This is a genomic window from Rhodoglobus aureus (genome assembly GCF_039527955.1).
GTDB classification, from domain to species: domain Bacteria; phylum Actinomycetota; class Actinomycetes; order Actinomycetales; family Microbacteriaceae; genus Rhodoglobus; species Rhodoglobus aureus.
This window is the reverse complement of the sequence record NZ_BAAAKW010000020.1, coordinates 17,702-40,139: the sequence shown is the minus strand read 5'-3', so window position 1 is coordinate 40,139 and position 22,438 is coordinate 17,702. Positions and strand designations below refer to the sequence as shown.

Here is a 22,438-nt window from a genome sequence, read left to right as displayed (position 1 = left end):
GGAACAATCCGCAGGTCCTCATGCTTGTATAGGCGTACGGATTAACAACCGCAAGAGAGCAAGGAGTAGGCCATGTCGAACATTGCAACAGAAGACACCACAGTCGATGAGATGGACTACACCCTCACGGCGCTCGATCGCTGTGACAGTTGTGGCGCGCAGGCATACATTCGCGCGACACTCGCCAGTGGCGATCTTCTCTTCTGCGCTCACCATGGAGCCAAGTTCAAGGAAAAGCTGTTCCCGACCGCGCTGAACTGGATCGACGAGTCGAGCCGTCTGACTGCTGGACGCACTGTTTAGTTTCGTCAGTTAGTTAGCTCGTCACCGGCACGCGTGTCGGTGTGACCTTCGTAGGAGAACTGTGAAGCGCATCCGACACTACGTGTCGCGTCTCAAATCGCTGGATGTCAAGAACATGCTGGCGGTAGCGAGGGCTATCAGCGCGCGCGATCGCACACCCTTGATTCTGATCTTGCTCGACATGGTGTGGTGCTCCCTTGTTTATCAAGCCGGCTACCTCGACTACGAGGAGTTCGAGTTCAACGTGCTCAGTCGTGCTGAGCGACGCACCTGGATTACTAGCGGAAACGCTAACTCGATCGTGGTCAAGTACAACCAGCGCGACTTCCGCGAACGCTTCTATGACAAGCCAACATTCAACGCAACGTTCGACGAGTGGCTTGGCCGCGACTGGCTCGATCTGAGAACTGCCAGCGAATCAGATTTTGTGGAGTTCGTCAGTTCCCACGACCCCATCATGGTCAAGGTTGTAGACAGCATGAGTGGCGCAGGAATCGAGAAACATTCCGGCGAAGAATTGAGCGACCCGCACGCTCTGTATCGCGAGCTCATGAATAACCGCCAGTTTCTCGTAGAAGCATTCATCGAGCAGCATCCAGGCATGTCAGCGCTGTGCCCAACGAGTGTGAACTCACTGCGCATGATCACTTTCTTCGACGGCAGCGACGTGCATGTTCTGGAGGCTGTTTTGCGAATGGGCAACGGCGCCGACGTCGACAATTACGGCCGCGGCGGAATGTACACGGTGCTCAACGAGAAGACCGGCATCGCTCCCTATGGCGCCTTCGATAAGTACGCGAACACCTTCACCGATCACCCGCAAACGGGAATACCTATTGTCGGCTTTCAGGTTCCGCTCTACGACGAGGTACTGAGCACTCTCGACACCGTCTCTCGAGTAATCCCGCAGATTCCTTACGTCGGATGGGACATCGCAATCTCGACCACTGGGCCTGCCATTATCGAGGGCAATTACAACACCGGCGTATTTCAGATGAAGCCGAGCCTCACCGGAATCAAGACTGGGCTACTGCCCAAGTTCCGCGAAGTCATCGACTTCTAACAGCGCTCGCGACGCGGGTGCCGGTGCTAGCGCTTTCATCTCCATCGCTAGTGACGATTGCGATGGGCTGTGTAAGCCCGCAGGCCTGACTAGGCCTGTGCTGCGCGACGGATGACGCCTAGAGGTGTGCTCTGGTGATCCTGACCCAGAGGGTTGTCTTGCAGAACCTGCAGAACCAACGCATTGGTGGATTTGTCAGTCGACCCAAGAATGTTGCCGCCGAAGTCATTGATGTCTACGACAGCGACCGTGATCGAGCCGCCTAGCGCCTGAGCGATGTCGCTGGCGACGCCGTTGGGTCGCGCTGGACCAAGGACCACATGGGAGTCGTATGGCGGGATTGTGTTCTTCGTCGGCCCATCAATCGCGCGAGCCTTAGGACCAGCGATTCGGTAGAAGTCGCCACGTCGGCCCACGGTCTTGGTGACCGCAGCCACTGCGGCTGCAAAAAGGATACGAGGCGTGCCACACTCGCGCAGCGCCATCTCCATAGTCTCGGGCATGCCGAGTCCGATACCGTGCGACGTCTTCGTGACGTACTTCGAGAGAGTTGTCGCTAGCTTGCGTGGGGTGACCTCGGAGATCGGATACGCCCGCCCCTGTGTGATGCCAACGATTTTCTCGGTCACGAAGAGAATGTCCCCATCGCGCACGACATCCGTTGCGTACTCCGACACCACCTGAACGATGTCGTCGTCACGAATCACCAATCGAGTCTTGATGGGTAGGCGTTCGTATACGACCCCATCGACCTCGACGGTGAGACTTTTTCCAGCGTTCGCTTCAGCACCCATTGTTGGCCTATTCGAGGTAGTCGCGCAGTGACTGCGAGCGTGACGGGTGGCGCAGCTTGGCCATCGTCTTGGACTCGATCTGACGGATACGTTCGCGAGTTACACCGAACGTATCGCCGATCTGGTCAAGCGTCTTAGGCATGCCATCGCCGAGCCCGAAGCGCATGCGGATTACTCCGGCTTCACGCTCCGAGAGCGAGTCGAGCAAGCTCTCCAACTGCTTCTGCAGCATCGTGAAACCAACCGCATCCGCCGGTACGACCGCCTCGGTGTCCTCAATGAGGTCACCAAATTCGCTGTCGCCGTCTTCACCAAGTGGGGTGTGAAGCGATATGGGTTCGCGGCCGTACTTCTGAACCTCGACGACCTTCTCGGGCGTCATATCTAGTTCGCGCGACAGCTCTTCTGGAGTGGGCTCGCGGCCTAAGTCCTGAAGCATCTGGCGTTGAACACGAGCAAGCTTGTTGATGACTTCGACCATGTGCACGGGAATACGAATCGTGCGAGCCTGGTCGGCCATGGCACGGGTAATTGCCTGGCGGATCCACCACGTGGCGTAAGTGGAGAACTTGAAGCCCTTCGTGTAGTCGAACTTCTCGACGGCACGGATAAGGCCCAAGTTTCCCTCTTGGATGAGGTCAAGGAACTGCATTCCACGGCCGGTGTAGCGCTTTGCGAGCGAAACCACCAGTCGAAGGTTTGCACCGAGCAAGTGACTCTTGGCGCGCTGACCGTCTTTAGCAACCCACTGAAGTTCACGACCGAGGGTCGAGCGAACTTCGGCTGGCGCCATCGCTGCAAGCTTGTCTTCTGCAAACAGTCCGGCTTCGATGCGCATCGCGAGCTCAACCTCTTGAGCTGCGTTGAGCAGTGCGACTTTACCGATCTGCTTCAGGTAGTCCTTGACGGGGTCAGCGGTAGCGCCAGTGATCGCAGCCGAGTAAACCGGAACGTCATCTTCGTCATCTACGAGCGACAATACGAGCGCGCCAGTGGGCAGTGCTTCGTCTTTGCTTGTTGACTTTTCTTCTTCGTCGTCTTTGGACTCTTCGTTGCCGTCAGCCTCAACGATTTCAACGGCGGCTGCGGCGGCCTTCCTGGACTTGGCCGGCGCTTTCGCCTTGGCGGGCGCCTTAGCCGCAGCGGGCTTCTTGACTGCCGCTGCTTTCGTTGCCGTTGCCGATTCGGCGGTCGACTTCGTCGTCGTTGCCTTCTTGGCTGCTGGTTTCTTGGTCGCAGGCTTTGTGGCGGTGCTCTCCGCGCCGTCGGCCGCTGTGGTCGCCTCGTCTACCGCGTCGGCGGCTTTCGTGCGTGCTGCTGCCTTAGCAGGAGCCTTCTTTGTTGCGGTTGCGGACTCCGCAACCTTAGTTCGGGTCGCCATGTGAACACCTTTCCGAGGTTTTCGGGCAGTACTAAGACCCATGTCAAGTATCTGAAAGTTCTGCGCACTGCAAAACGGTTCTAGAACAAGAACGGGTCTTACTTCTAGTATGCCACGCTTTTCTGGTGCCGAACACCAGAGCTAGAGAGGCAACCTAGGGTTACTGTCGTCGTCGCCGGCACGCTTAATCGCTAGGAACTTTTGCAGTTCGGCAGCAATCTCGTCTGCAGATGGCAATTCGCCGTCTTCATCTGTCAACGGCGACCGCATGGGGTTTTCTTCCATGTAGTTGTCGTGCCGCTCCTCAAGAGTTCCGACAAGACGCGCAAGTTCTTGATTGCTTTCGACTTGGGTGTCGATCTTGGCCACAAACTCTCGGCCGTCCTCGCGAAGCCTGTCTGTGGGGAAGATCAGTCCAGTAGCCGCGCTTACGCTTTCCAGCGCGGTAACCGCAGCAGTTGGCCATTCGGTGTCAGCCAGGTAGTGGGGAATGAGCAAAACAAAGCCGGCAGTGGGATGCCCGAGCTCCTGTAATCGGAACTCGATCAAATGCATCGCATTGGCCGGCACTTGAGTGTGCGGCTTCCACACTGACAGCGAATCAATCAGCTCAGTGCGATTTCCGCTCACAGTGACGCCAATGCTTCTCGTGTGCGGAACCGGCATCGGGATCGCGTGCACCCACGTCGTCGATTTCACACCAAACTTTTCGACGAGTCTCAGAACAGCGGCAGAAAAACGCTCCCATTGAAAGTCCGGCTCGTAACCGGTGAGGAGCAAGAAGGGCTGCCCCAACTCGTCCTTCGCTAGGTACAGCTCAAGCTTGGCCGGACGGTAATCGCTCAAGTGATCTTGATCAAAGTAAATCGTGGGGCGACGGGCACGATAATCGAGAAGCGCATCGTTGTCGAATGACGCGACCACAGTGCGTTCGAGAGTATCGAGAAGATACTGGCTGAGCTGGCTTACCGCTCCACCCGCGTCGGCGAACCCTGTAAGGCCGGCGACGAGCGGGAGACCGCGCGGCACCCCAGCAACATCTGTCGCGATGTCATATAGGCCGGCTGGATCTCGCATAATTCAACTCTAATCGCGTGCACGCCCGCATCCTGAGGATTACGGCCCACAGCGTCATGCTGCTAGCGAACATGCAGGTGGATGCTGGATATCATGGGGGCATGACCGTTGCTACGTTGCATTTGTCCACCGCGCCCGCCTCCGAGATCGAAACCGATGTACTCGTTATCGGGGTGGTGAAGACCGATTCTGGACCGCAGCTGGTCGACACCTCGGCCGCTCTCGCGCCTTTTGCTGAGGCTCTGAACATCATCGGCGCCACTGGTGCGCAAGACGAACTTCACCGCATTCCGGCATCCGGTATCGCCGCGCCTGCGGTTGCCTTTATCGGCCTCGGCGACACGGCAGTCACCCCAGAAATCTTACGGTACGCCGCAGGGTCGGCGGCGCGCCAGTTGCGTGGAGCCGCGCACATCGCGCTTGCCTTGGGGACGGAGTCGGCTGACGACACACTCGCCGCACTCGAAGGCGCAGCGATCGGCGCCTACTCCTACGACACGTACCGCTCTAGCAAGCCCGAGGCATCCAAAAGCCTCGCCACGGCCATTACCGTCGTGAGCCCGATAGACGATGCAGCCTTGATCGAACGAGCAACGATCATTGCCTACGCGACTCATGTGACTCGTGACCTCGTGAATGAAGCACCTCGTGAGCTTTACCCCGCAACTTTCGCGGATCGCGCCAGTGAACTTGCCGCACTCGACAATGTAGAGGTCGAAGTTCTTGCAGAGAAAGAACTCGAAGAGGGCGGCTTTGGCGGCATCCTCGGCGTTGGTCAGGGCTCGAGCCGAGGCCCGCGTCTCGTCAAGCTCAGCTACAACCCCGACGGCGCTACCAAACACCTTGCGCTAGTCGGCAAGGGAATCACCTTCGATTCGGGAGGGCTTTCGCTGAAGCCAGGCCTCGGCATGATCGGCATGAAGTTCGATATGAGTGGCGCGGCAACCGTCATGGCCGTTGTTGAGGCTTGCGCGAAGCTCGGCACCAACGTGCGGCTCACGGCGTGGCTGTGCCTAGCCGAGAACATGCCATCCGGGACCGCCATACGTCCCAACGATGTATTGACTATTCGTGGCGGCAAGACTGTCGAAGTGCTCAATACGGATGCTGAGGGTCGCCTCGTCATGGCGGATGGCCTTGTCGTTGCCAGCGAAGAGAACCCTGATGCCATTGTGGATATCGCCACGCTTACCGGTGCCGCCGTGGTCGCTCTCGGAAACCGCTACGCCGGCGCTATGGGCGATAAGGATCTCGTCAATCAGGTAGTCGCGGTTGCAGATCGGGTGGGTGAGCCATTCTGGCCGATGCCCATCAGCCCGGAACTGCGCCCCATGCTCGCGTCTGATATTGCCGACATCGCGAACATCAAGGCCGGCAACTCTGCCGGTGGCATGCTGATCGCCGCTGCTTTCCTCAAGGACTTTGTCGGCAAGCGCGCTGACAGCACCGAGACCATCCCCTGGGCGCACATTGATATTGCCGGTCCTTCCGATAATCGCGCTAGTGGCTGGGGTTATGTCGGCAAGGGTGCCACCGGAATCGGTGTGAGAACACTCATCGAACTGGCCGAGGAATTTTCTCGTCCGTAGTAAGGTTTTTTCATGCGGGTTCTAACCGCACCATCCGGTCGCACCGTAAACAACCCTGCGGGCCGGCGATCAATTTCCTTACAGAGGAGCTGCTGTATTGGCTGAGCACAATTTTGACCTTGTCGTTCTAGGTGGAGGAAGTGGTGGTTACGCAGCTGCGTTGCGCGCCTCCGAACTAGGCATGACCGTTGGCTTGATCGAGAAGGACAAGCTCGGCGGCACCTGTCTGCACGTGGGTTGCATCCCCACCAAGGCGCTTCTGCACTCGGCAGAAGTTGCTGACGTGACCCGAGAAGCCGCCAAGTACGGCGTAAACACCACGCTCGAGGGCATTGATATTGCTGGCGTCACTAAATACCGCCAGGACATCGTTGCCAGCAAGTACAAGGGCCTCCAAGGCCTCATCAAGATGCGCGGAATCACCGTCATCGAGGGTGAAGGCAAGCTGGTTGCGCCCAACACAGTTCAAGTTGGCGAAGAAACCGTTGTGGGCAAGAACGTGATTCTTGCTACGGGTTCGTACTCGCGATCGCTCCCCGGTCTCGAAATCGGTGGCCGCGTAATCACCTCCGAACAGGCTCTTGAGCTCGATTTCGTGCCCAAGAAGGTTGCTGTTCTCGGCGGCGGCGTAATCGGTGTCGAGTTCTCCAGCGTCTGGAAGAGCTGGGGCTCCGAGGTGACGATCATCGAGGGTCTCCCCAACCTTGTTCCGAACGAGGACGAATCAGTAAGCAAGCAGTTCGAGCGCGCTTTCCGCCGTCGTGGCATCAACTTCCACACCGGCGTGCGATTCAAGAGCGTTGAACAGAACGACGATGGAGTGGTTGTCACTCTCGAGAACGGCGAAATCGTTGAGGCAGAGCTTCTTCTCGTTGCTGTCGGTCGTGGCCCGTCAACTGCGGGTCTCGGATTCGAAGAAGTCGGCATTGAAATGGATCGCGGCTTCGTCTTGACGAACGATCGACTCGCAACAAACGTTGCCGGCGTATTCGCGGTTGGCGACATTGTTCCCGGCCTCCAACTCGCACACCGCGGGTTCCAGCAGGGAATCTTCGTAGTCGAAGAAATCGCCGGCCTCAAGCCGATCGTGATCGATGATCTCAACATCCCCAAGGTCACCTACAGCGACCCTGAGGTTGCCTCCATTGGTCTGACCGAAGCCAAGGCAGTCGAGCTGCACGGCGCTGACAACGTCAAGGCCTACGACTACAACCTGGGCGGAAACGGCAAGAGCGCCATCATCGGCACTACCGGATCTATCAAGGTCGTTCGCGTCGTTGATGGCCCCGTCATTGGCGTGCACATGATCGGCGCACGCGTAGGCGAACTGATCGGTGAAGCACAGCTCATCGTCAACTGGGAAGCACATCCAGAAGACATAACGCCGTTGCTACACGCACACCCCACTCAAAACGAGGCCCTCGGCGAGGCATTTCTCGCTCTGGCAGGCAAGCCGCTTCACGCGGTATAGCCTCCGCCTCAACCACGGAACTAAGCTATTGACTACAAGCATCACAAAGGAGCAGTACTGATGAGCGAATCCGTTAACCTTCCGGCACTCGGCGAGAGTGTCACCGAGGGCACGGTGACCCGCTGGCTTAAGCAAGTCGGCGAGAGCGTAGAGGTTGACGAGCCCCTGCTCGAAGTCTCGACCGACAAGGTAGACACGGAGATTCCTTCTCCCGTTGCCGGTGTCATCGAAGAGATTTTGGTTGCCGAAGACGAGACAGTTGAAGTAGGCACCGCGCTGGTACGAATCGGTGACGGTTCGGGTAGCTCAAACGCCGCTCCCGCCGCCGAGTCTGAGCCTGCTGCTGCAGAAGCCGAGACAGCGCCCTCTGCACCAGCCGCTGAGGCAGAGGCTGAACCCGCCGCCGAAGCTGCTGCACCGGCCGCTGAAGAGCCAGCCGAAGCACCAGCAGAAGAAGCTGCGCCTGCCGCCGCCGAGCCCGCTGCCCCTGTTGTTGAAACTCCGGCCGCAGCTGAAACTCCGGCCGCAGCTGCTGAGGAAACTCAGCAAGAGGCCGCACCAGCTGAGCAAGCTCCCGCTACTGAAGCCCCACCCGCTGAAGAGGCCACGCCCACTGAAGATGCACCTGCTGCACCTGCTGCACCTGCTGCACCTGCTGCAGAGGAAGTTTCGGAGAGCAGCGACGAGTCCGATGATGACGACTCAGATGCTGACGACTCGCAGGCCGGATACCTCACTCCGCTCGTTCGCAAGCTTGCCAACGAGCGTGGTGTCGACGTGAGCACGCTCACCGGTACCGGTGTCGGCGGTCGGATTCGCAAGCAGGATGTTCTTGAGGCTAGCGAAAAGGCGTCAAGCACTGAAACTCCTGCAGCTGCTCCAGCCGCGCCCGCCGTTCGCGAGGTTTCACCGCTTCGTGGCACAACAGTTCCGATGTCTCGACTGCGCAAGGTCATTGCCGAGCGTGCCGTTATCTCGATGCAGTCTTCTGCGCAGCTCACCTCTGTCGTCGAGGTCGATGTCACGGCCGTTGCGAACTTCCGCAATTCGGTCAAAGACAAGTTTCACGAGAAAACAGGAACGAAGCTTTCGTTCCTGCCGTTCTTCGCACTTGCTGCGGCCGAGGCACTCACGTCGAACCCGATTATCAACGCGACAATCGAAGACAATTCGATCGTGTACCCAGCGCAGGAGAACATCAGCATCGCTGTAGACACCGAGCGTGGACTTCTTACGCCGGTCATCCGCGATGCCGCATCGCTTGACCTTGCGGGTCTTGCTGGAGAGATCGCCGATCTCGCACAGCGCACTCGCGACAACAAGCTCACGCCAGACGAGCTTTCGGGCGGAACGTTCACGCTGACCAACACCGGTTCGCGCGGCGCCCTGTTCGACACTCCGATTGTGTTCCTCCCGCAGTCTGCGATTTTGGGCACCGGAATCGTCACTAAGAAACCCGTTGTTATCAGCGATGCCCATGGTGACTCGATCGGAATCCGTTCGATGGTGTACTTGGCACTCAGCTACGACCACCGCATTGTGGACGGCGCTGACGCAGCTCGCTTCCTCGTCGACATGAAGAACCGTCTTGAAGGCGGCGACTTCGCCGACAAGCTCGGCATCTAGCTCAACTCGAATCACTCAGGCAGCGTGTAGCTCCTGATTCGCCAACCGGCCTCGCCCTTCACTAGAAGGACCGAGGCCGATTGGCTTGTATCCCCGCCCACGAACTCAAAGAGCACGCTGTCCCCGAGCTGTTGTGTCTCGACTCTGGTATCTGCATCGAGCAGTGCTGCGGTCGGCAACTCGCCGCCGTCCAGCACAGCCTCCACAAGTGCGACATCGTTGGTATAGGCCGGTGTTCCACGCGGAGAAACGGACTCGAGACACACCACAGAGAGATCCCGAAGGCACTCGGACCTCGTTTTGAGCAACAACGGCAGTGCATGCGCCGCGTCGACAGGAAGCTCGTCGACCACGTCCGTCGCAATCGGCGTCTCCAGCACCAATGTCTCGCCGAATCCCGACGCCTCGTTCGCCTGTTCGCTTACGTCCTCGGCGTCCACGGCCTCAACAGCGAACAGCACACCGGCCGCGAGCACACAGATTAGACCGATTGCGGCGAGCACCCACGTGCGCACCCGTACAGGGCGACACCACGCCGCCAACGCACTGAGGGCACTCGCGCATCGGTGCTGTACCTGCTGCACCCCCTCAGCAATATGGCCATCTAGCCACGGAGGTAAAGCGAGTAGAGAACTCGCCTCACTCAATGCTGGAACCGCGCGAGCGGGGTCGGCCGCAGCGACCAAGCGCACCGAACTTGATACCGTGGTCGCCGCATCCGATGCATCGCTCGCAAGCCGGAGGGGCTCTGGTGCGCCAATGCAAAACAACTTCTGCTCGAGCTGTTGACCCCAGTCTGGCGAGCCAGTGTTTGCGTCGTCGCTGAGCCACTCACTGAGCTCACACACTGAACGCGAACCTTCCGTGCCAGCATTCACCGCAGCAAGCACACTGCTTGCCAAGGTTGCCAATTGACGTCGGTCCTCTCGAAACTTCTGGTTCAACTGGAGCTCGGCGGGAGTTGGGCTCGTGTCGGTCAACTGGGCGAACCCAAACTCTGTGAAGAATGGGCACCCAGAATCATCAAATCGAACAGCATCCAGACTTACAGCGCCGATTGCGACTCCCGACTGATGGACGCGGGTGAGCGCACCAATCAGTGGCGCGATGACAGTGATCGCTTCGCCGGGCCGCAACGAACTCCGATCACGCAGTAGCCTCCGGAGCGAGCCCGCTCCGATCCAGCGCACAACAACAATCGGTTGGTCGTCCGCGGAAGCAGCTAGATCGTCAAGAGCAACGGTATGCGCGCCGGTTGCGCGTGACAGGCACTCGACTTCGGTAAGAACTTGTGCGCTTGTAGTGCCGGCATGAAACTGCTTAAGGGCTCGTGTGACCAGTGGTGTTTCTCCGATCACCTGCCCCTGCGCCGACGGCGCCGTTACAGAGCTTCGTTGCTCTAGCTGTCGCGTGCGCACAAGAAAAACCCTTGCGCGCGCACTCTCGCCGAGGGCACGAACGGTCCTATAGCCAGCCACGGTGTCATCAGTCACAGCCCCATTCTCGGCGGGCTGTTCGAACGCTATCGGCATGACGAAGGAGCTGTGGAGAAGTCCCAAACTCATCATGCAGTAGAGGCGAGGTGAGAGCAGCGCACCGCCGAGAGCGTCACGATTTGGGCAACAGCTCAAATCGGGAATTCAGCAACGCGTTGTAGGCCGTATCCTAGAAGCATGGCACGCAGAGAAAAGAAGACGAAGGCTCCGAAAGAACCAGGCCGCATCAAGCAGATGTACCAAGTTTTCCAGATGACGAGGCGGTACGACAACCTCGCGATTTGGTTCTTCTTGCTCGCATTTTTGCTCCCCGTTCTTATCGGGCTTGCGCTTGCGTTCCTGATATCGGCGGGCAACGTCTTGGGCTTTGTGCTCTACATCGTTGCAGGAGTCATGGCCGGTCTTCTCGCGTTCCTCATCGTTCTTGGTCGTCGGGCAGAGCGTGCTGCCTACTCGCAGATCGCAGGAGAGCCCGGTGCAGTTGGCGCCGTCTTAAAGAGCTCACTGCGTCGCGGCTGGACCGCGAGCGAAATGCCTGTCGCCATCAGCCCGAAGACCCAGGATGCGGTGTACCGTGCCGTGGGCAAGGGCGGAGTCGCCCTGATTGGCGAGGGCCCCCGCAGCCGCACTCAGAAGATGCTCGAAGACGAACGCCGCAAACTGGTTCGATTCTTGCCCAACGTTCCGGTGCACTTCATCTACGTAGGCCCTGACGCTGATTCGGTAGCGCTGCACAAGCTCGCGCCTACCCTCGGTCGTCTCAAGAATGTGCTCCGCAAGCCGGAAATTCTCGCAATCTCGAACCGCCTCACCTCCCTCGATAAGAACGGGCTCCCTATTCCTAAGGGCATTGACCCGATGAAAGCACGTGCGCAGCGTTCACAGCGCGCCTAAGCCTGTGTGAGCGTGCGCTTAGGGCCGGCATCTCTCAGGCGAAGGCCACTAACGGCGAACGAGCAGTGTTCCTGCGAGCCGATCGTGCATGCCCCGCTGATCGGAATCCCAAATCACGGCGGGAATAACGAAAGCCATGAGGAGCGTCCTCACGATTGGCCGCCACAACCCTAGGTAGCCGCCGGCGAGTGGAACAACGCGCAGCCCCATAATGAGATGACCAAAGCTCCCATTCGCCGTGATGAGTAGGACGATCTGTGCGGTGACGAACACGCCCAGGGTCGCGAGAGCGTCATAATTGAAGAACGCGATCGACACCACAACGGCAAAACCCCAGTCAACCGCCAGCGCAGCAAGACGACGACCAAGCCTCGCTATCGAACGCGGGCCCTCAGCCGGAAGTCCGATGTGCTTGCCCGGCCACTGATCGTTTGAGTTTTGCTGCTGATTCACTGACTCAGCCTAACGAATCTCACGCATGTAACATCCCCGAAACAATTCGGTGATGCTCGCGAAACTCGGGTTCTGTACCCTAAGAGATGGTTGTAACGACAGCCGATCGCCAATGAACCCCTTGGAGTTCCACTCAATGTCTCATCCGAAGTTTGCAAATTCGTCTGAGGTTCTTGCCTTTATCAAGGACACAGACGTGAAGTTTCTCGACATCCGATTTACCGATCTGCCCGGAATTCAGCAACACTTCAACATCCCCGCCGCCTCCGTTGATGAAGACTTCTTCTCGGTCGGCCAACTCTTTGATGGTTCATCAATGCGAGGCTTCCAGTCGATCCACGAGTCGGACCTCCAGCTCATTCCTGATGTGACGACCGCCTACGTTGACCCGTTCCGTATCGAGCGCACCCTGATCATCATTTTTGACATCTACAACCCGCGTAACGGTGAGATTTATGCTCGCGACCCGCGCCAGGTTGCCAAGAAGGCTGAGAAGTACCTCACCTCGACCGGAATCGCTGACACAGCTTTCTTCGCGTCGGAAGCCGAGTTCTACATCTTCGACGACGTTCGCTACGAAGTGACGGCCAACAAGAGCTTCTACGAAGTCGATTCCAGCGAAGGCGCCTGGAACAGCGGTCGCATCGAAGAAGGCGGAAACCTCGCCAACAAGACTCCGATGAAGGGCGGCTACTTCCCGGTCTCCCCCGTTGACCAGCACGCCGACCTGCGTGACGACATTGTCATGAAGCTCATCGATGTTGGACTCGAGGTCGAGCGCAGCCACCACGAAGTAGGCACCGCAGGACAGGGCGAGATCAACTACAAGTTCGACACCCTCGTGCACGCCGGCGACGACATCCTGAAGTTCAAGTACATCGTCAAGAACACCGCAAGCGAGTGGGGCAAGACCGCAACGTTCATGCCGAAGCCGATCTTCGGTGACAACGGCTCGGGAATGCACACCCACCAGTCACTCTGGAACGACGGCACCCCGCTGTTTTACGACGAAAAGGGCTACGGCGGACTCAGCGACACCGCTCGCTGGTATATCGGTGGGCTGCTCAAGCACGCACCTGCTGTGCTCGCATTCACCAACCCGACCGTGAACTCATACCGTCGCTTGATCCCCGGATTCGAAGCACCCGTGAACCTCGTGTACTCGGCGGGAAACCGTTCGGCTTCCATCCGTATCCCAATCACGGGAACGAACCCCAAGGCGAAGCGCATCGAGTTCCGCGCACCCGATGCATCGGGTAACCCTTACCTCGCGTTTGCGGCCCAGCTCATGGCAGGCCTCGACGGCATCAAGAACAAAATTGAGCCGCACGAGCCCGTTGACAAAGACCTTTACGAGTTGCCCCCCGAAGAAGCACGCCTGATTCCTCAGGTTCCTGCTTCGCTCGAAGAAGCACTCGTGGCTCTCGAAGCTGACCACGACTTCCTCATGGAAGGCAACGTCTTCACCAAGGACCTCATCGAGACCTGGATCGACTACAAGCGTACGAACGAGCTGCTTCCGTTCGCGCAGCGTCCGCACCCGTACGAGTACGAACTGTACTTCGGCGTCTAAGCGCTAGCACCGCATAGATTCGGGCGGCACCCTTCGGGGTGCGGCCCGAATCTGCGTTAAACGGTGTGGCTGAGAACAAACGACGATCCAGCAAGGGAACGGCCCCCGCTCATGCAGTGCGGTTTCTAGGAGCGCACTGTGCTCGCGACGCCATAGAAGCGTCGTTCAAACACTCGTCGAGAACGACGCGTGGCGCGAAGGTAATCTTCTTCGAGCTTGGTCGCCGACCCTGGTGGATACTCGAGCATCCGAGCGATTCCTTCAAGTTGTAGCCGGTCATTCGGCAGAACGTCTGCAGCCTTTGATGTCCAGAGCGTGATCGCGGAACGAGCGCGGGAGGCCAAGATCCAAGCTTCACGCAAGCGTGCAGCGTCGGACGCAGTGACAAGTTTTTCTGCCACAGCGGCATCAAGCGCATCCAGAGTCGAGGTTGTACGCAGCCCCTCTACTCGAGCGCCGTGCTGCAACTGCAACAACTGAACAAACCACTCGACGTCGCTGAGCGAACCGCGCCCCAGTTTGAGGTGTCGCGATGGGTCTGCGGCCTGCGGGAGTCGTTCGGACTCCACACGCGCCTTGATCCGCTTCACTTCTCTGACGTCTTGGGGAGAAATCGACTGTGGATATCTCACACCGTTTGCAAGCGTCTCAAAGTCGTTCAGCAGCCCCAGGTCGCCCGCTACGCCGCGAGCACGCAGTAGCGCCTGCGCTTCCCAAGTGAGCGACCAACGCTCGTAATAGGCCTCGTAGGAGTCCAGTGAGCGCACAATAGCGCCATTCTTACCCTCGGGGCGCAGGTCCAGATCGAGATCCAAGGGAAGTTTCACATCTTCAGTGATGCGTTTCAGTCCTTTGGCGATAGCTTCAGCACGTTTAGCGGCATCTTCACTCGCGGCATCCGTCGCACGATAGACATACATGACATCGGTGTCCGAACCGAAGCCTGACTCCGCTCCGCCGTAACGCCCCATCGCGATGACGCCAAATTCGATGCCATCAGGATCGGGCCGAAGCACCGCTAGAGCGCCCCCAAGAATAGTGGTCGTCACATCGCTGAGCCCCCGGCCCAACTCTTGGATCGTGGTGACGCCGAGGATTGACCCGAGAGCGAGACGAAGCACTTCGCGACGACGAGCAGTGCGCAGCGCAACCGCCGCAGCATTCTCGTCTCCGCGGTGACGAGCGACAATCGCGCGAGACTCTTCGCGCAGCACCTCAATCGACCGTGGGCGAAGCTCTTTCTCATGTTCTAGCCACGCTGCGGCTTCGGGTATCCGCTCAAAAAGTGAACCAACATATTTGGACGCTGACAGAACATGGGTCAGCCGCTCTGCCGCCCCAGAGGAATCGCGCAGCATCCTCAAGAACCAGTACGCCTCCCCCAGTGCTTCGCTGAGGCGTCGGAATGCCAGTAGTCCATAGTCAGGGTCCGCCCCATCGGCGAACCACTGCAGCATGACGGGCAAGAGTGTTTTCTGCACAGTGGCGCGACGAGTGAGGCCGCCCGTGAGCGCAGCGATGTGGGCTAATGCACCCTTGGGGTCGAGGAATCCGATGGCCGCAAGACGCGCAGCAGCCTGATCACTCGACAGAGCGATCCCCTCGTCAGGAAGCGCTGCAACCGCTGAAAGTAATGGGCGATAGAACAAACGCTCGTGTAAACGACGAACCGCGACTTTTGTGCGCTGCCACTGTTCCGTCAGGTCGCTCGCACTCTTGGCAATTCCGCTCGCGCGCGCGAGCACGCGAAGATCATCAGGATCTCGCGGCATCAAGTGGGTTCTCCGCAGGCGCGACAACTGGATGCGATGCTCAAGTAGCCGCAAGAACCGGTAATCGCGCGCGAACTCTCCCGCTTCCGTGCGCCCGATGTAGCCGTGCTCCGCTAGTGCGATCAGTGCTCGCAGGCTTGAGGTCTGCCGCACCTTTTCGTCGCTTTGTCCGTGCACGAGTTGCAGCAATTGCACCGTAAATTCGATATCGCGAAGCCCCCCGCGACCCAGTTTGAGCTGCACATCGCGCTCTTCGGGAGGAATGTTCTCGGTAACGCGTTCACGCATCCGCTGAACTGACGCGACAAAGTTCTCGCGGGATGCGCTCGACCAGATCATGGGTGCCACGCCGGCGACATAGCGTTCACCCAGATCTTGATCGCCAGCGATCGGCCGCGCTTTGAGGAGTGCCTGAAACTCCCAACTGTCGGCCCAACGTTCGTAGTACGCAAGGTGGGACTCAAGCGTACGAACCAGGGCACCGTCTTTGCCCTCGGGGCGAAGGTTTGCGTCGACTTCCCACAATCCGGGCTCAAGCGTGAGGTCATTGATACCGCGCATGGTCTGAACGGCAAGGCTCGTTGCGATGTCCACCGCACGGTTGGCTTCGATGCCATCCGGCTCGGTGACAAAGATGACATCGACGTCCGAAACATAGTTCAGCTCGCGCGCGCCAGCCTTGCCCATTCCGATGATCGCGACTCGGGTTCCGGCAATGTCTGACTCGGGAAAATTAACTGTGCGCCGCGCGATGTTCAACGACTCCTCGAGGGCTGCACCGGCGAGATCTGCCAGCGCCATCGCAACTCGGTCTACTGCGCCAAGCGGATCCGCTTGTGCGAGATCCCAGCCGGTGAGCTTGGCAAGTTCTCGTCTATAGCGGATGCGCAAGGCCACCCACGCATCCTCGCTATCAAGGCCATCAGTTGCCTCGGCGAGCACGACCACGTACTCCTCAGGCGTCGGCGGGCCCGTGATTGGCGCACACAAAGCGTCTAGTTCTTGAGGATGCCGCACAAAATAGTCGCCTAAACCCGATGACGCACCCAAAATCTGCACGAGTCGTACAGCAGCATCGTCATTTTCGAGAATGGGCTCAAGCTTTTCTGGCGCGGACTCCGATAGCGCCAGAAGCAGCCGCAAGGCTTGGTCGGGGTCTGCCGCTCGCGCAAAGAGGCGCGGAACTTCGGGACGATCGAGGGCGACGAGTTGCGCGCGCGCTTCGCTCAGCTCCACGAAGCCGAGCTTGGCGAGTTCGGTCAGAGTATACGGAGACCTAGACATGACGAGCCAGCAACCTCTAGAGAATCTCTAGGTTGCTCTCCAGCTCATATGGAGTGACTTGCGCGCCATATGCCTTCCATTCGCGCCGCTTGTTGAGCAGAACGAAGTTGAAGACCTGCTCCCCCAGCGTTTCGGCAACGAGCTCCGAACTTTCCATGATGCTGAGAGCGTCGTTAAGGTTCGATGGCAACTGCTCGTAGCCGAGTGCGCGGCGCTCGTGCTCCGAGAGTTCGCCAACAGCATCTTCTGCCTCAAGGGGCAGTTCATAGCCCTCCTCGATGCCCTTGAGCCCTGCTGCGAGCAAAAGTGAGTACGCCAAGTAGGGGTTCGCCGCGGAATCGAGCGCTCGGTATTCGATGCGCGCGCTTTGGCCCTTGCCAGGCTTGTACAGCGGAACCCGCACGAGAGCCGAACGATTGTTGTGGCCCCACGTGACGAAACTAGGCGCTTCGTCACCGCCCCAGAGTCGCTTGTAGGAGTTCACGAACTGGTTCGTAACTGCCGTGATTTCCGGTGCATGCTTGAGAATTCCTGCCATGAACTGGCGACCAACATTGGAGAGCTGGTAGTGACCGCTCGCGTCGTAGAAAGCATTCTGGTCACCTTCGAAGAGCGACATGTGGGTATGCATTCCTGAACCTGGCTGGCCAGACATCGGCTTCGGCATAAAGGTTGCGTAGACACCCTGCTCGATTGCGACCTCTTTGATCACGGTGCGGAACGTCATGATGTTGTCTGCTGTGGTCAGCGCATCGGCGTAACGCAGATCAATCTCGTTCTGGCCCGGGCCTGACTCGTGGTGGCTGAACTCCACCGAAATTCCCAGATCTTCGAGCATCCGAACCGAACGACGGCGGAAATCGTGCGCGGTGCCTCCAGGAACGTTGTCGAAGAAACCTGCGGAGTCAACCGGCTGGGGGCTGCCATTCTTGAGCTTGCTCGACTTGAGCAGGTAGAACTCGATTTCGGGGTGCGTGTAGAAAGTGAAGCCGTGATCGGCAGCCTTTTCCAGCGTGCGCTTGAGCACGTTGCGAGGGTCGGATGATGCTGGATGGCCGTCTGGCGTCGTGATGTCACAGAACATGCGAGCGGTGGGATCAATCTCTCCCCGCCAGGGCAAGATCTGGAAAGTTGTGGGGTCAGGATGCGCGAGCATGTCAGCCTCGTATGCACGAGTAAAGCCTTCAATGGCTGAACCGTCAAAACCCAGGCCCTCAGCGAAAGCGCCCTCAATCTCGGCTGGAGCGACGGCAACGCTCTTGAGGGTTCCTACGACATCCGTAAACCAGAGTCGAACGAACTTGATACCGCGCTCTTCGATCGTACGAAGAACGAAGTCGCGCTGCTTGTCCATTGACATTGAGTCCCTCGATCCGTGCCGTGTCGCGAATGCGCGACGTCAATTGTGCCTTCCTTAGGCTACTTGCTCTGAAGCGGCAATGCAGCGCACTCGCCGTCGCGGTCCACCGATCGCTGGGCGTAACAGTGTCGTTAGACTGACCGCTATGACTGACCCAGCCGCAGCTGCCGCGCAAGCAAACCTCAAACGTGTCCGCACTCGCCATTTTCAGACTGCCAAAGAGAATGGGATCAAGATCGTTGGGCTCACCAGCTATGACCAGCTCACTGCTGGCATCTTTGACGAGTCAGGCATCGACTTCCTGCTTGTCGGTGACTCCGCTGGAAACAATGTTTACGGCTACGACACGACATTGCCCGTCAGTATCGATGACCTCATCCCTTTAACTCGCGCTGTAGCTGGCGCCGTTACTCGCGCATTTGTGGTGGCCGACCTTCCCTTCGGTTCTTATGAAACGGGGCCAGATGAGGCCCTCCACACAGCGTTCCGCTTCATGAAAGAGACGGGCGCCCACGCTGTGAAGCTTGAGGGGGGCGTCCGTAGCTCTGAACAAATTCGACGAATCGTGGATGCTGGAATCCCCCTGATGGCACACATCGGTTTCACGCCTCAAAGCGAACACGGCTTGGGTGGCCACGTGATCCAGGGTCGTGGGGACAATATCGAGCAACTCCTTGCCGATGCACACGCTGTTGAAGATGCCGGCGCTTTTGCCGTGGTACTCGAGATGGTTCCTGCGGATGCCGCGGAACAGGTCACGAAAGCCCTAAAAATTCCGACAATTGGTGTCGGTGCTGGCCCACACGTCGATGGCCAGTTGCTTGTGTGGACAGACTGGGCTGGACTCACCAAGGGACGGATCCCCAAGTTCGTCAAACAGTACGCAGATCTTCGCTCCACGCTTGCTGGAGCAGTAACGGCCTACAGAGCCGATGTTGAAGCCGGGACGTATCCCACGGAAGCGCACTCTTATCACGAGTAATTAGTCGCGCAACCCCACCACCACTATTGCGAAAGTTTCGAATGTCACTACAGTTCTCCCCTGCCATAAATCGTGTTCACGCAGAAGCGCTCCACCGGAATACCGGAGAGCCAGAGTTTCACCAGGCTTTACTCGAGGTACTCGAATCGATCGTTCCCGTGCTCGACAGACATCCCGAGTTCATCGAGGCAGGAATTCTTGATCGTCTGGTAGAGCCGGAACGCCAAATAATGTTTCGTGTTCCGTGGCACGATGACTCAGGAACCGTGCGCGTAAACCGTGGATTTCGCGTGCAGTTTAACTCTGCGCTCGGGCCGTACAAAGGTGGTCTGCGATTCCACCCGAGCGTGAATCTGGGAATCGTCAAGTTTCTTGGATTCGAGCAGATCTTCAAGAACGCTCTCACCGGTCAAGGTATTGGTGGAGCAAAGGGCGGGTCAGATTTCGATCCGCACGGAAAGTCTGATGCCGAAGTGATGCGGTTCTCGCAGAGCTTCATGAGCGAGCTGTATCGCCACTTGGGTGAGCACACCGATGTTCCGGCTGGAGACATTGGTGTCGGCGCCCGCGAAATCGGATTCCTATTCGGCCAGTATCGTCGCCTCACAAACCGGCACGAGTCTGGCATGTTCACGGGAAAGGGAATCCAGTGGGGTGGCGCCGAGGTTCGCACTGAGGCAACAGGCTATGGCACGGTATTCTTCGCTCAAGAAATGCTCGCCGTTCGGGATGACGGCCTGGACGGCAAAACGGCTGCCGTCTCAGGCTCGGGAAATGTCGCGATCTATGCTATCGAGAAGCTTCAGCAATTGGGAGCTATCCCTATTACGGCCTCGGACTCAGGGGGCTACATTGTCGACGCAGCAGGAATCGACCTTTCTCTGCTGAAGCAAATCAAAGAGGTCGAGCGCGGACGCATTTCTGACTACGCTGAACGGCGACACGACGCCCGCTATATCTCTGGGGGTTCTGTCTGGGACGTCCCCGTGGAGCTCGCGTTCCCCTGCGCAACTCAGAATGAACTCAACCTCAACGACGCCTTAAGCCTCCTGAAAAACGGTCTCACCCTGGTCGCTGAGGGAGCAAATATGCCGTGCACTCCTGACGCTGTCGAGGCATTTCAAAACGCAGATGTGCTTTTTGCTCCGGGTAAGGCGGCCAACGCGGGAGGCGTCGCAACTTCTGCGCTCGAGATGAGCCAAAACGCGTCACGCCAACGCTGGGATTTTCTCTCCAGCGAAGACAAACTGCGCGAAATAATGCATGGCGTGCACGCATCTGCGTACGAAGCCGCGGAACTCTACGGCCACCCTGGCGATTATGTCGTAGGTGCGAATGCCGCGGGCTTCAAAAGAGTCGCTGATGCAATGTTGGCGCAGGGTGTTATCTAGGGTTTTTTTCGTCGTCGTTCGCTTTGTCGTTAGCTCTTTCGTTCGCCGCGTCGACTGCATCATAATTGGCGTCTTCGTCTGCCCATTTGCGAGCTCGCTCCGCAATAATTTGTGGCGCCCGCTCGGCGAGTTCACGACTTTCGAATGGACCGTCACGATCTACCCCGAGCGACTGTGGGCCCTCTTCGACTTCACCGGTCTTATGGTTGTACCACCATTGCGTCATGGTTCGTCCCTTCGTTGACTGCAAGGTTACGCCGGTAGACTGGTGTGATGCCTCGGAATACTTCTGGTCACCTCGTTCCGGGAGTAATCCCACCCGCTCTGGCCGTTCCGCCCGGAATCACTCGGCCGGAGTATGTCGGCAAGGCCGCGCCACGGCCATTTACCGGTTCTGACATCTATAGCGCTGAAGCTGTTGACCGCATCCGTGAGTCTGGAAAGATCGCTGCCGGTGCTGTCGAGGCTGTTGGCGCAGCAGTCGCACCAGGCGTGACGACGGCACAGCTCGACCACATTGCCCACGAGTACATGGTTTCGCGCGGCGCCTACCCCTCAACGTTGGGCTACCGAGGCTTTCCGAAGTCGTGCTGCACAAGCATCAACGAGGTTATTTGCCACGGGATCCCCGACGACACAGTGCTCGAAGATGGCGATATCATCAACATCGATATCACCGCCTTCAAAAACGGAATGCACGGCGACCTCAATAAAACTTTCCTCGTCGGCACAGTGTCCGAGGACGCACGCAACCTCGTGGAACGCACACAGGAGGCGCTGAATCGCGGCATCAAGGCTGTCGCTCCAGGCCGTCAGGTCAATGTGATCGGTCGCGCCATCGAATCCTATGCAAAACGTTTCGGCTACGGCGTTGTGCGGGACTTCACCGGTCACGGCGTTGGCGAAGCTTTTCATTCTGGCCTCATAATCCCCCACTACGACTCAGCCCCCCAGTTCGATGACGTCATCGAGGTCGGCATGGTCTTCACGATCGAGCCGATGCTCACTCTAGGAACTCACGACTGGGATCAGTGGGCAGATGACTGGACAGTCACAACCCGCGATAAGAGCCTGACCGCGCAATTCGAGCACACCATGGTTGTCACTGAACGCGGCACCGAAATTCTGACGCTTCCCTAACTATCTGACGCTTCCCCAACCACGCGAAAGAGGCACGCTATGACCCACGCTCTAGGAATCGACATAGGCGGCACCGGAATTAAGGGTGCTGTCGTTGATACAGCCACCGGCGAATTGGTGAGCGAACGCAAAAAGATCGCGACACCCAAATCCGGCAAACCTGACGCCATTGTGAAAGTTGTCGTCGAGCTCATTGCCCAACTCGGTGGCATCTCGCCCAACATGCCTGTAGGCGTCTGCTTTCCCGCCATCGTTCACAACGGCAAGACAATGTCGGCCGCAAACATCTCCGACGAGTGGATCGGGCTTGAGGCCGAGAAACTCTTCGAGAAGGCGCTTGGCCGCGACATCCATTTTGTTAATGATGCGGATGCCGCTGGTGTCGCCGAAGTCCGCTATGGAGCAGCAAAAGGTGTGCCTGGTCTGGTTCTGCTCACCACCCTCGGCACCGGCATCGGCAGCGCGCTGATCTACAACGGAACGCTTGTACCGAACTCGGAGCTCGGCCATTTGCAGATCGGCGGCCGTGATGCCGAAAAGGGTGCGTCTTTCTCGGCGAAGGAACGTCGTCGACTCAGCTGGAAGTCGTGGGCGAAACGACTGCAGCGTTACTACTCGCACCTCGAGTTGCTCTTCTCTCCTGACCTGATCCTTGTCGGCGGTGGTGTTTCGAAAAGTCACGAGAAATTTCTGCCACTGCTGAAGCTCAACGCGCCCATCATCCCCGCTACACTGCGCAACAACGCCGGCATTCTTGGGGCTGCGGGCCTGGCCGTGAAGGAATAGTTG

The 22,438-nt window shown here is 58.4% G+C and carries 19 protein-coding genes; 11 read left to right on the top strand and 8 right to left on the bottom strand.

Going from position 1 to position 22,438, the window contains the following annotated elements:
* The first annotated feature begins 72 nt into the window (after positions 1 to 72).
* Positions 73 to 303 carry a DUF7455 domain-containing protein gene (locus ABD112_RS05625; RefSeq protein ID WP_343923968.1) on the top strand — a complete coding sequence of 77 codons (231 nt, stop codon included), beginning with the start codon at positions 73 to 75 and terminating at the stop codon, positions 301 to 303.
* A gap of 61 nt (positions 304 to 364) precedes the next feature.
* Entirely contained in the window at positions 365 to 1,366 is a 1,002-nt protein-coding gene (locus tag ABD112_RS05620) for a sugar-transfer associated ATP-grasp domain-containing protein (RefSeq protein WP_343923966.1), read from the top strand.
* Between the two features lie 89 nt (positions 1,367 to 1,455).
* Here the strand turns inward: ABD112_RS05620 and ABD112_RS05615 are convergent, their stop codons facing one another.
* The 3 genes from ABD112_RS05615 to ABD112_RS05605 form a co-directional block, all read right to left on the bottom strand.
* Positions 1,456 to 2,160: a coenzyme F420-0:L-glutamate ligase gene (locus ABD112_RS05615; protein ID WP_343923964.1), complete on the bottom strand. Its 705-nt coding sequence runs from the start codon at positions 2,158 to 2,160 to the stop codon at positions 1,456 to 1,458.
* Positions 2,161 to 2,167: 7 nt separating this feature from the next.
* The gene (locus ABD112_RS05610; protein WP_425563803.1) at positions 2,168 to 3,541 is read right to left on the bottom strand and encodes an RNA polymerase sigma factor; all 1,374 of its coding nucleotides are present in this window, start codon (positions 3,539 to 3,541) and stop codon (positions 2,168 to 2,170) included.
* A gap of 141 nt (positions 3,542 to 3,682) precedes the next feature.
* Entirely contained in the window at positions 3,683 to 4,618 is a 936-nt protein-coding gene (locus ABD112_RS05605) for a proteasome assembly chaperone family protein (protein ID WP_343923961.1), read from the bottom strand.
* A 101-nt stretch (positions 4,619 to 4,719) separates the two neighbouring features.
* Between ABD112_RS05605 and ABD112_RS05600 the strand changes: the two genes are divergently transcribed.
* The 3 genes from ABD112_RS05600 to ABD112_RS05590 all read left to right on the top strand — a co-directional run bounded on the left by ABD112_RS05600 (position 4,720) and on the right by ABD112_RS05590 (position 9,304).
* A complete protein-coding gene (locus ABD112_RS05600) occupies positions 4,720 to 6,207 on the top strand; it encodes a leucyl aminopeptidase (RefSeq protein ID WP_343923959.1) in 1,488 nt (495 codons plus the stop codon).
* A gap of 97 nt (positions 6,208 to 6,304) precedes the next feature.
* Entirely contained in the window at positions 6,305 to 7,678 is a 1,374-nt protein-coding gene (lpdA, locus tag ABD112_RS05595; protein WP_343923957.1) for a dihydrolipoyl dehydrogenase, read from the top strand.
* 60 nt (positions 7,679 to 7,738) lie between these two features.
* Positions 7,739 to 9,304 carry a 2-oxo acid dehydrogenase subunit E2 gene (locus ABD112_RS05590; protein ID WP_343923955.1) on the top strand — a complete coding sequence of 522 codons (1,566 nt, stop codon included), beginning with the start codon at positions 7,739 to 7,741 and terminating at the stop codon, positions 9,302 to 9,304.
* An 11-nt stretch (positions 9,305 to 9,315) separates the two neighbouring features.
* Here the strand turns inward: ABD112_RS05590 and ABD112_RS05585 are convergent, their stop codons facing one another.
* Positions 9,316 to 10,797: a serine/threonine-protein kinase gene (locus ABD112_RS05585; RefSeq protein ID WP_343923953.1), complete on the bottom strand. Its 1,482-nt coding sequence runs from the start codon at positions 10,795 to 10,797 to the stop codon at positions 9,316 to 9,318.
* Between the two features lie 180 nt (positions 10,798 to 10,977).
* Between ABD112_RS05585 and ABD112_RS05580 the strand changes: the two genes are divergently transcribed.
* Positions 10,978 to 11,694, top strand: coding sequence for a DUF4191 domain-containing protein (locus tag ABD112_RS05580; RefSeq protein ID WP_343923951.1), 717 nt, complete (start codon positions 10,978 to 10,980; stop codon positions 11,692 to 11,694).
* A gap of 48 nt (positions 11,695 to 11,742) precedes the next feature.
* On the opposite strand, the gene ABD112_RS05575 is transcribed toward ABD112_RS05580, so the two are convergent.
* Positions 11,743 to 12,147, bottom strand: a complete 405-nt coding sequence (locus tag ABD112_RS05575; RefSeq protein ID WP_343923949.1) for an RDD family protein — start codon at positions 12,145 to 12,147, stop codon at positions 11,743 to 11,745.
* 136 nt (positions 12,148 to 12,283) lie between these two features.
* Here ABD112_RS05575 and glnA point away from each other — a divergent pair, with 136 nt between their 5' ends.
* A complete protein-coding gene (glnA, locus tag ABD112_RS05570) occupies positions 12,284 to 13,720 on the top strand; it encodes a type I glutamate--ammonia ligase (RefSeq protein ID WP_343923947.1) in 1,437 nt (478 codons plus the stop codon).
* Positions 13,721 to 13,845: 125 nt separating this feature from the next.
* Here glnA and ABD112_RS05565 read toward each other — a convergent pair whose 3' ends face one another.
* Together ABD112_RS05565 and ABD112_RS05560 are read right to left on the bottom strand one after the other, a co-directional pair.
* Entirely contained in the window at positions 13,846 to 16,776 is a 2,931-nt protein-coding gene (locus ABD112_RS05565) for a bifunctional [glutamine synthetase] adenylyltransferase/[glutamine synthetase]-adenylyl-L-tyrosine phosphorylase (protein ID WP_343923945.1), read from the bottom strand.
* Between the two features lie 16 nt (positions 16,777 to 16,792).
* Positions 16,793 to 18,130, bottom strand: a complete 1,338-nt coding sequence (locus ABD112_RS05560) for a glutamine synthetase family protein (protein WP_343924015.1) — start codon at positions 18,128 to 18,130, stop codon at positions 16,793 to 16,795.
* A 151-nt stretch (positions 18,131 to 18,281) separates the two neighbouring features.
* Here ABD112_RS05560 and panB point away from each other — a divergent pair, with 151 nt between their 5' ends.
* Complete coding sequence (gene panB / locus ABD112_RS05555) at positions 18,282 to 19,118, top strand: 3-methyl-2-oxobutanoate hydroxymethyltransferase (RefSeq protein ID WP_343923943.1); 837 nt, start codon at positions 18,282 to 18,284, stop codon at positions 19,116 to 19,118.
* Positions 19,119 to 19,159: 41 nt separating this feature from the next.
* Positions 19,160 to 20,509, top strand: a complete 1,350-nt coding sequence (gdhA, locus tag ABD112_RS05550) for an NADP-specific glutamate dehydrogenase (protein ID WP_343923941.1) — start codon at positions 19,160 to 19,162, stop codon at positions 20,507 to 20,509.
* Here the strand turns inward: gdhA and ABD112_RS05545 are convergent.
* Entirely contained in the window at positions 20,502 to 20,735 is a 234-nt protein-coding gene (locus tag ABD112_RS05545) for a methionine aminopeptidase (RefSeq protein WP_343923939.1), read from the bottom strand. The two genes, gdhA and ABD112_RS05545, sit on opposite strands and share 8 nt — an antisense overlap.
* A gap of 47 nt (positions 20,736 to 20,782) precedes the next feature.
* Here ABD112_RS05545 and map point away from each other — a divergent pair, with 47 nt between their 5' ends.
* A complete protein-coding gene (map, locus tag ABD112_RS05540) occupies positions 20,783 to 21,649 on the top strand; it encodes a type I methionyl aminopeptidase (protein ID WP_343923937.1) in 867 nt (288 codons plus the stop codon).
* A gap of 39 nt (positions 21,650 to 21,688) precedes the next feature.
* The gene (gene ppgK, locus ABD112_RS05535) at positions 21,689 to 22,435 is read left to right on the top strand and encodes a polyphosphate--glucose phosphotransferase (protein WP_343923935.1); all 747 of its coding nucleotides are present in this window, start codon (positions 21,689 to 21,691) and stop codon (positions 22,433 to 22,435) included.
* The last annotated feature ends 3 nt before the right edge of the window (positions 22,436 to 22,438 follow it).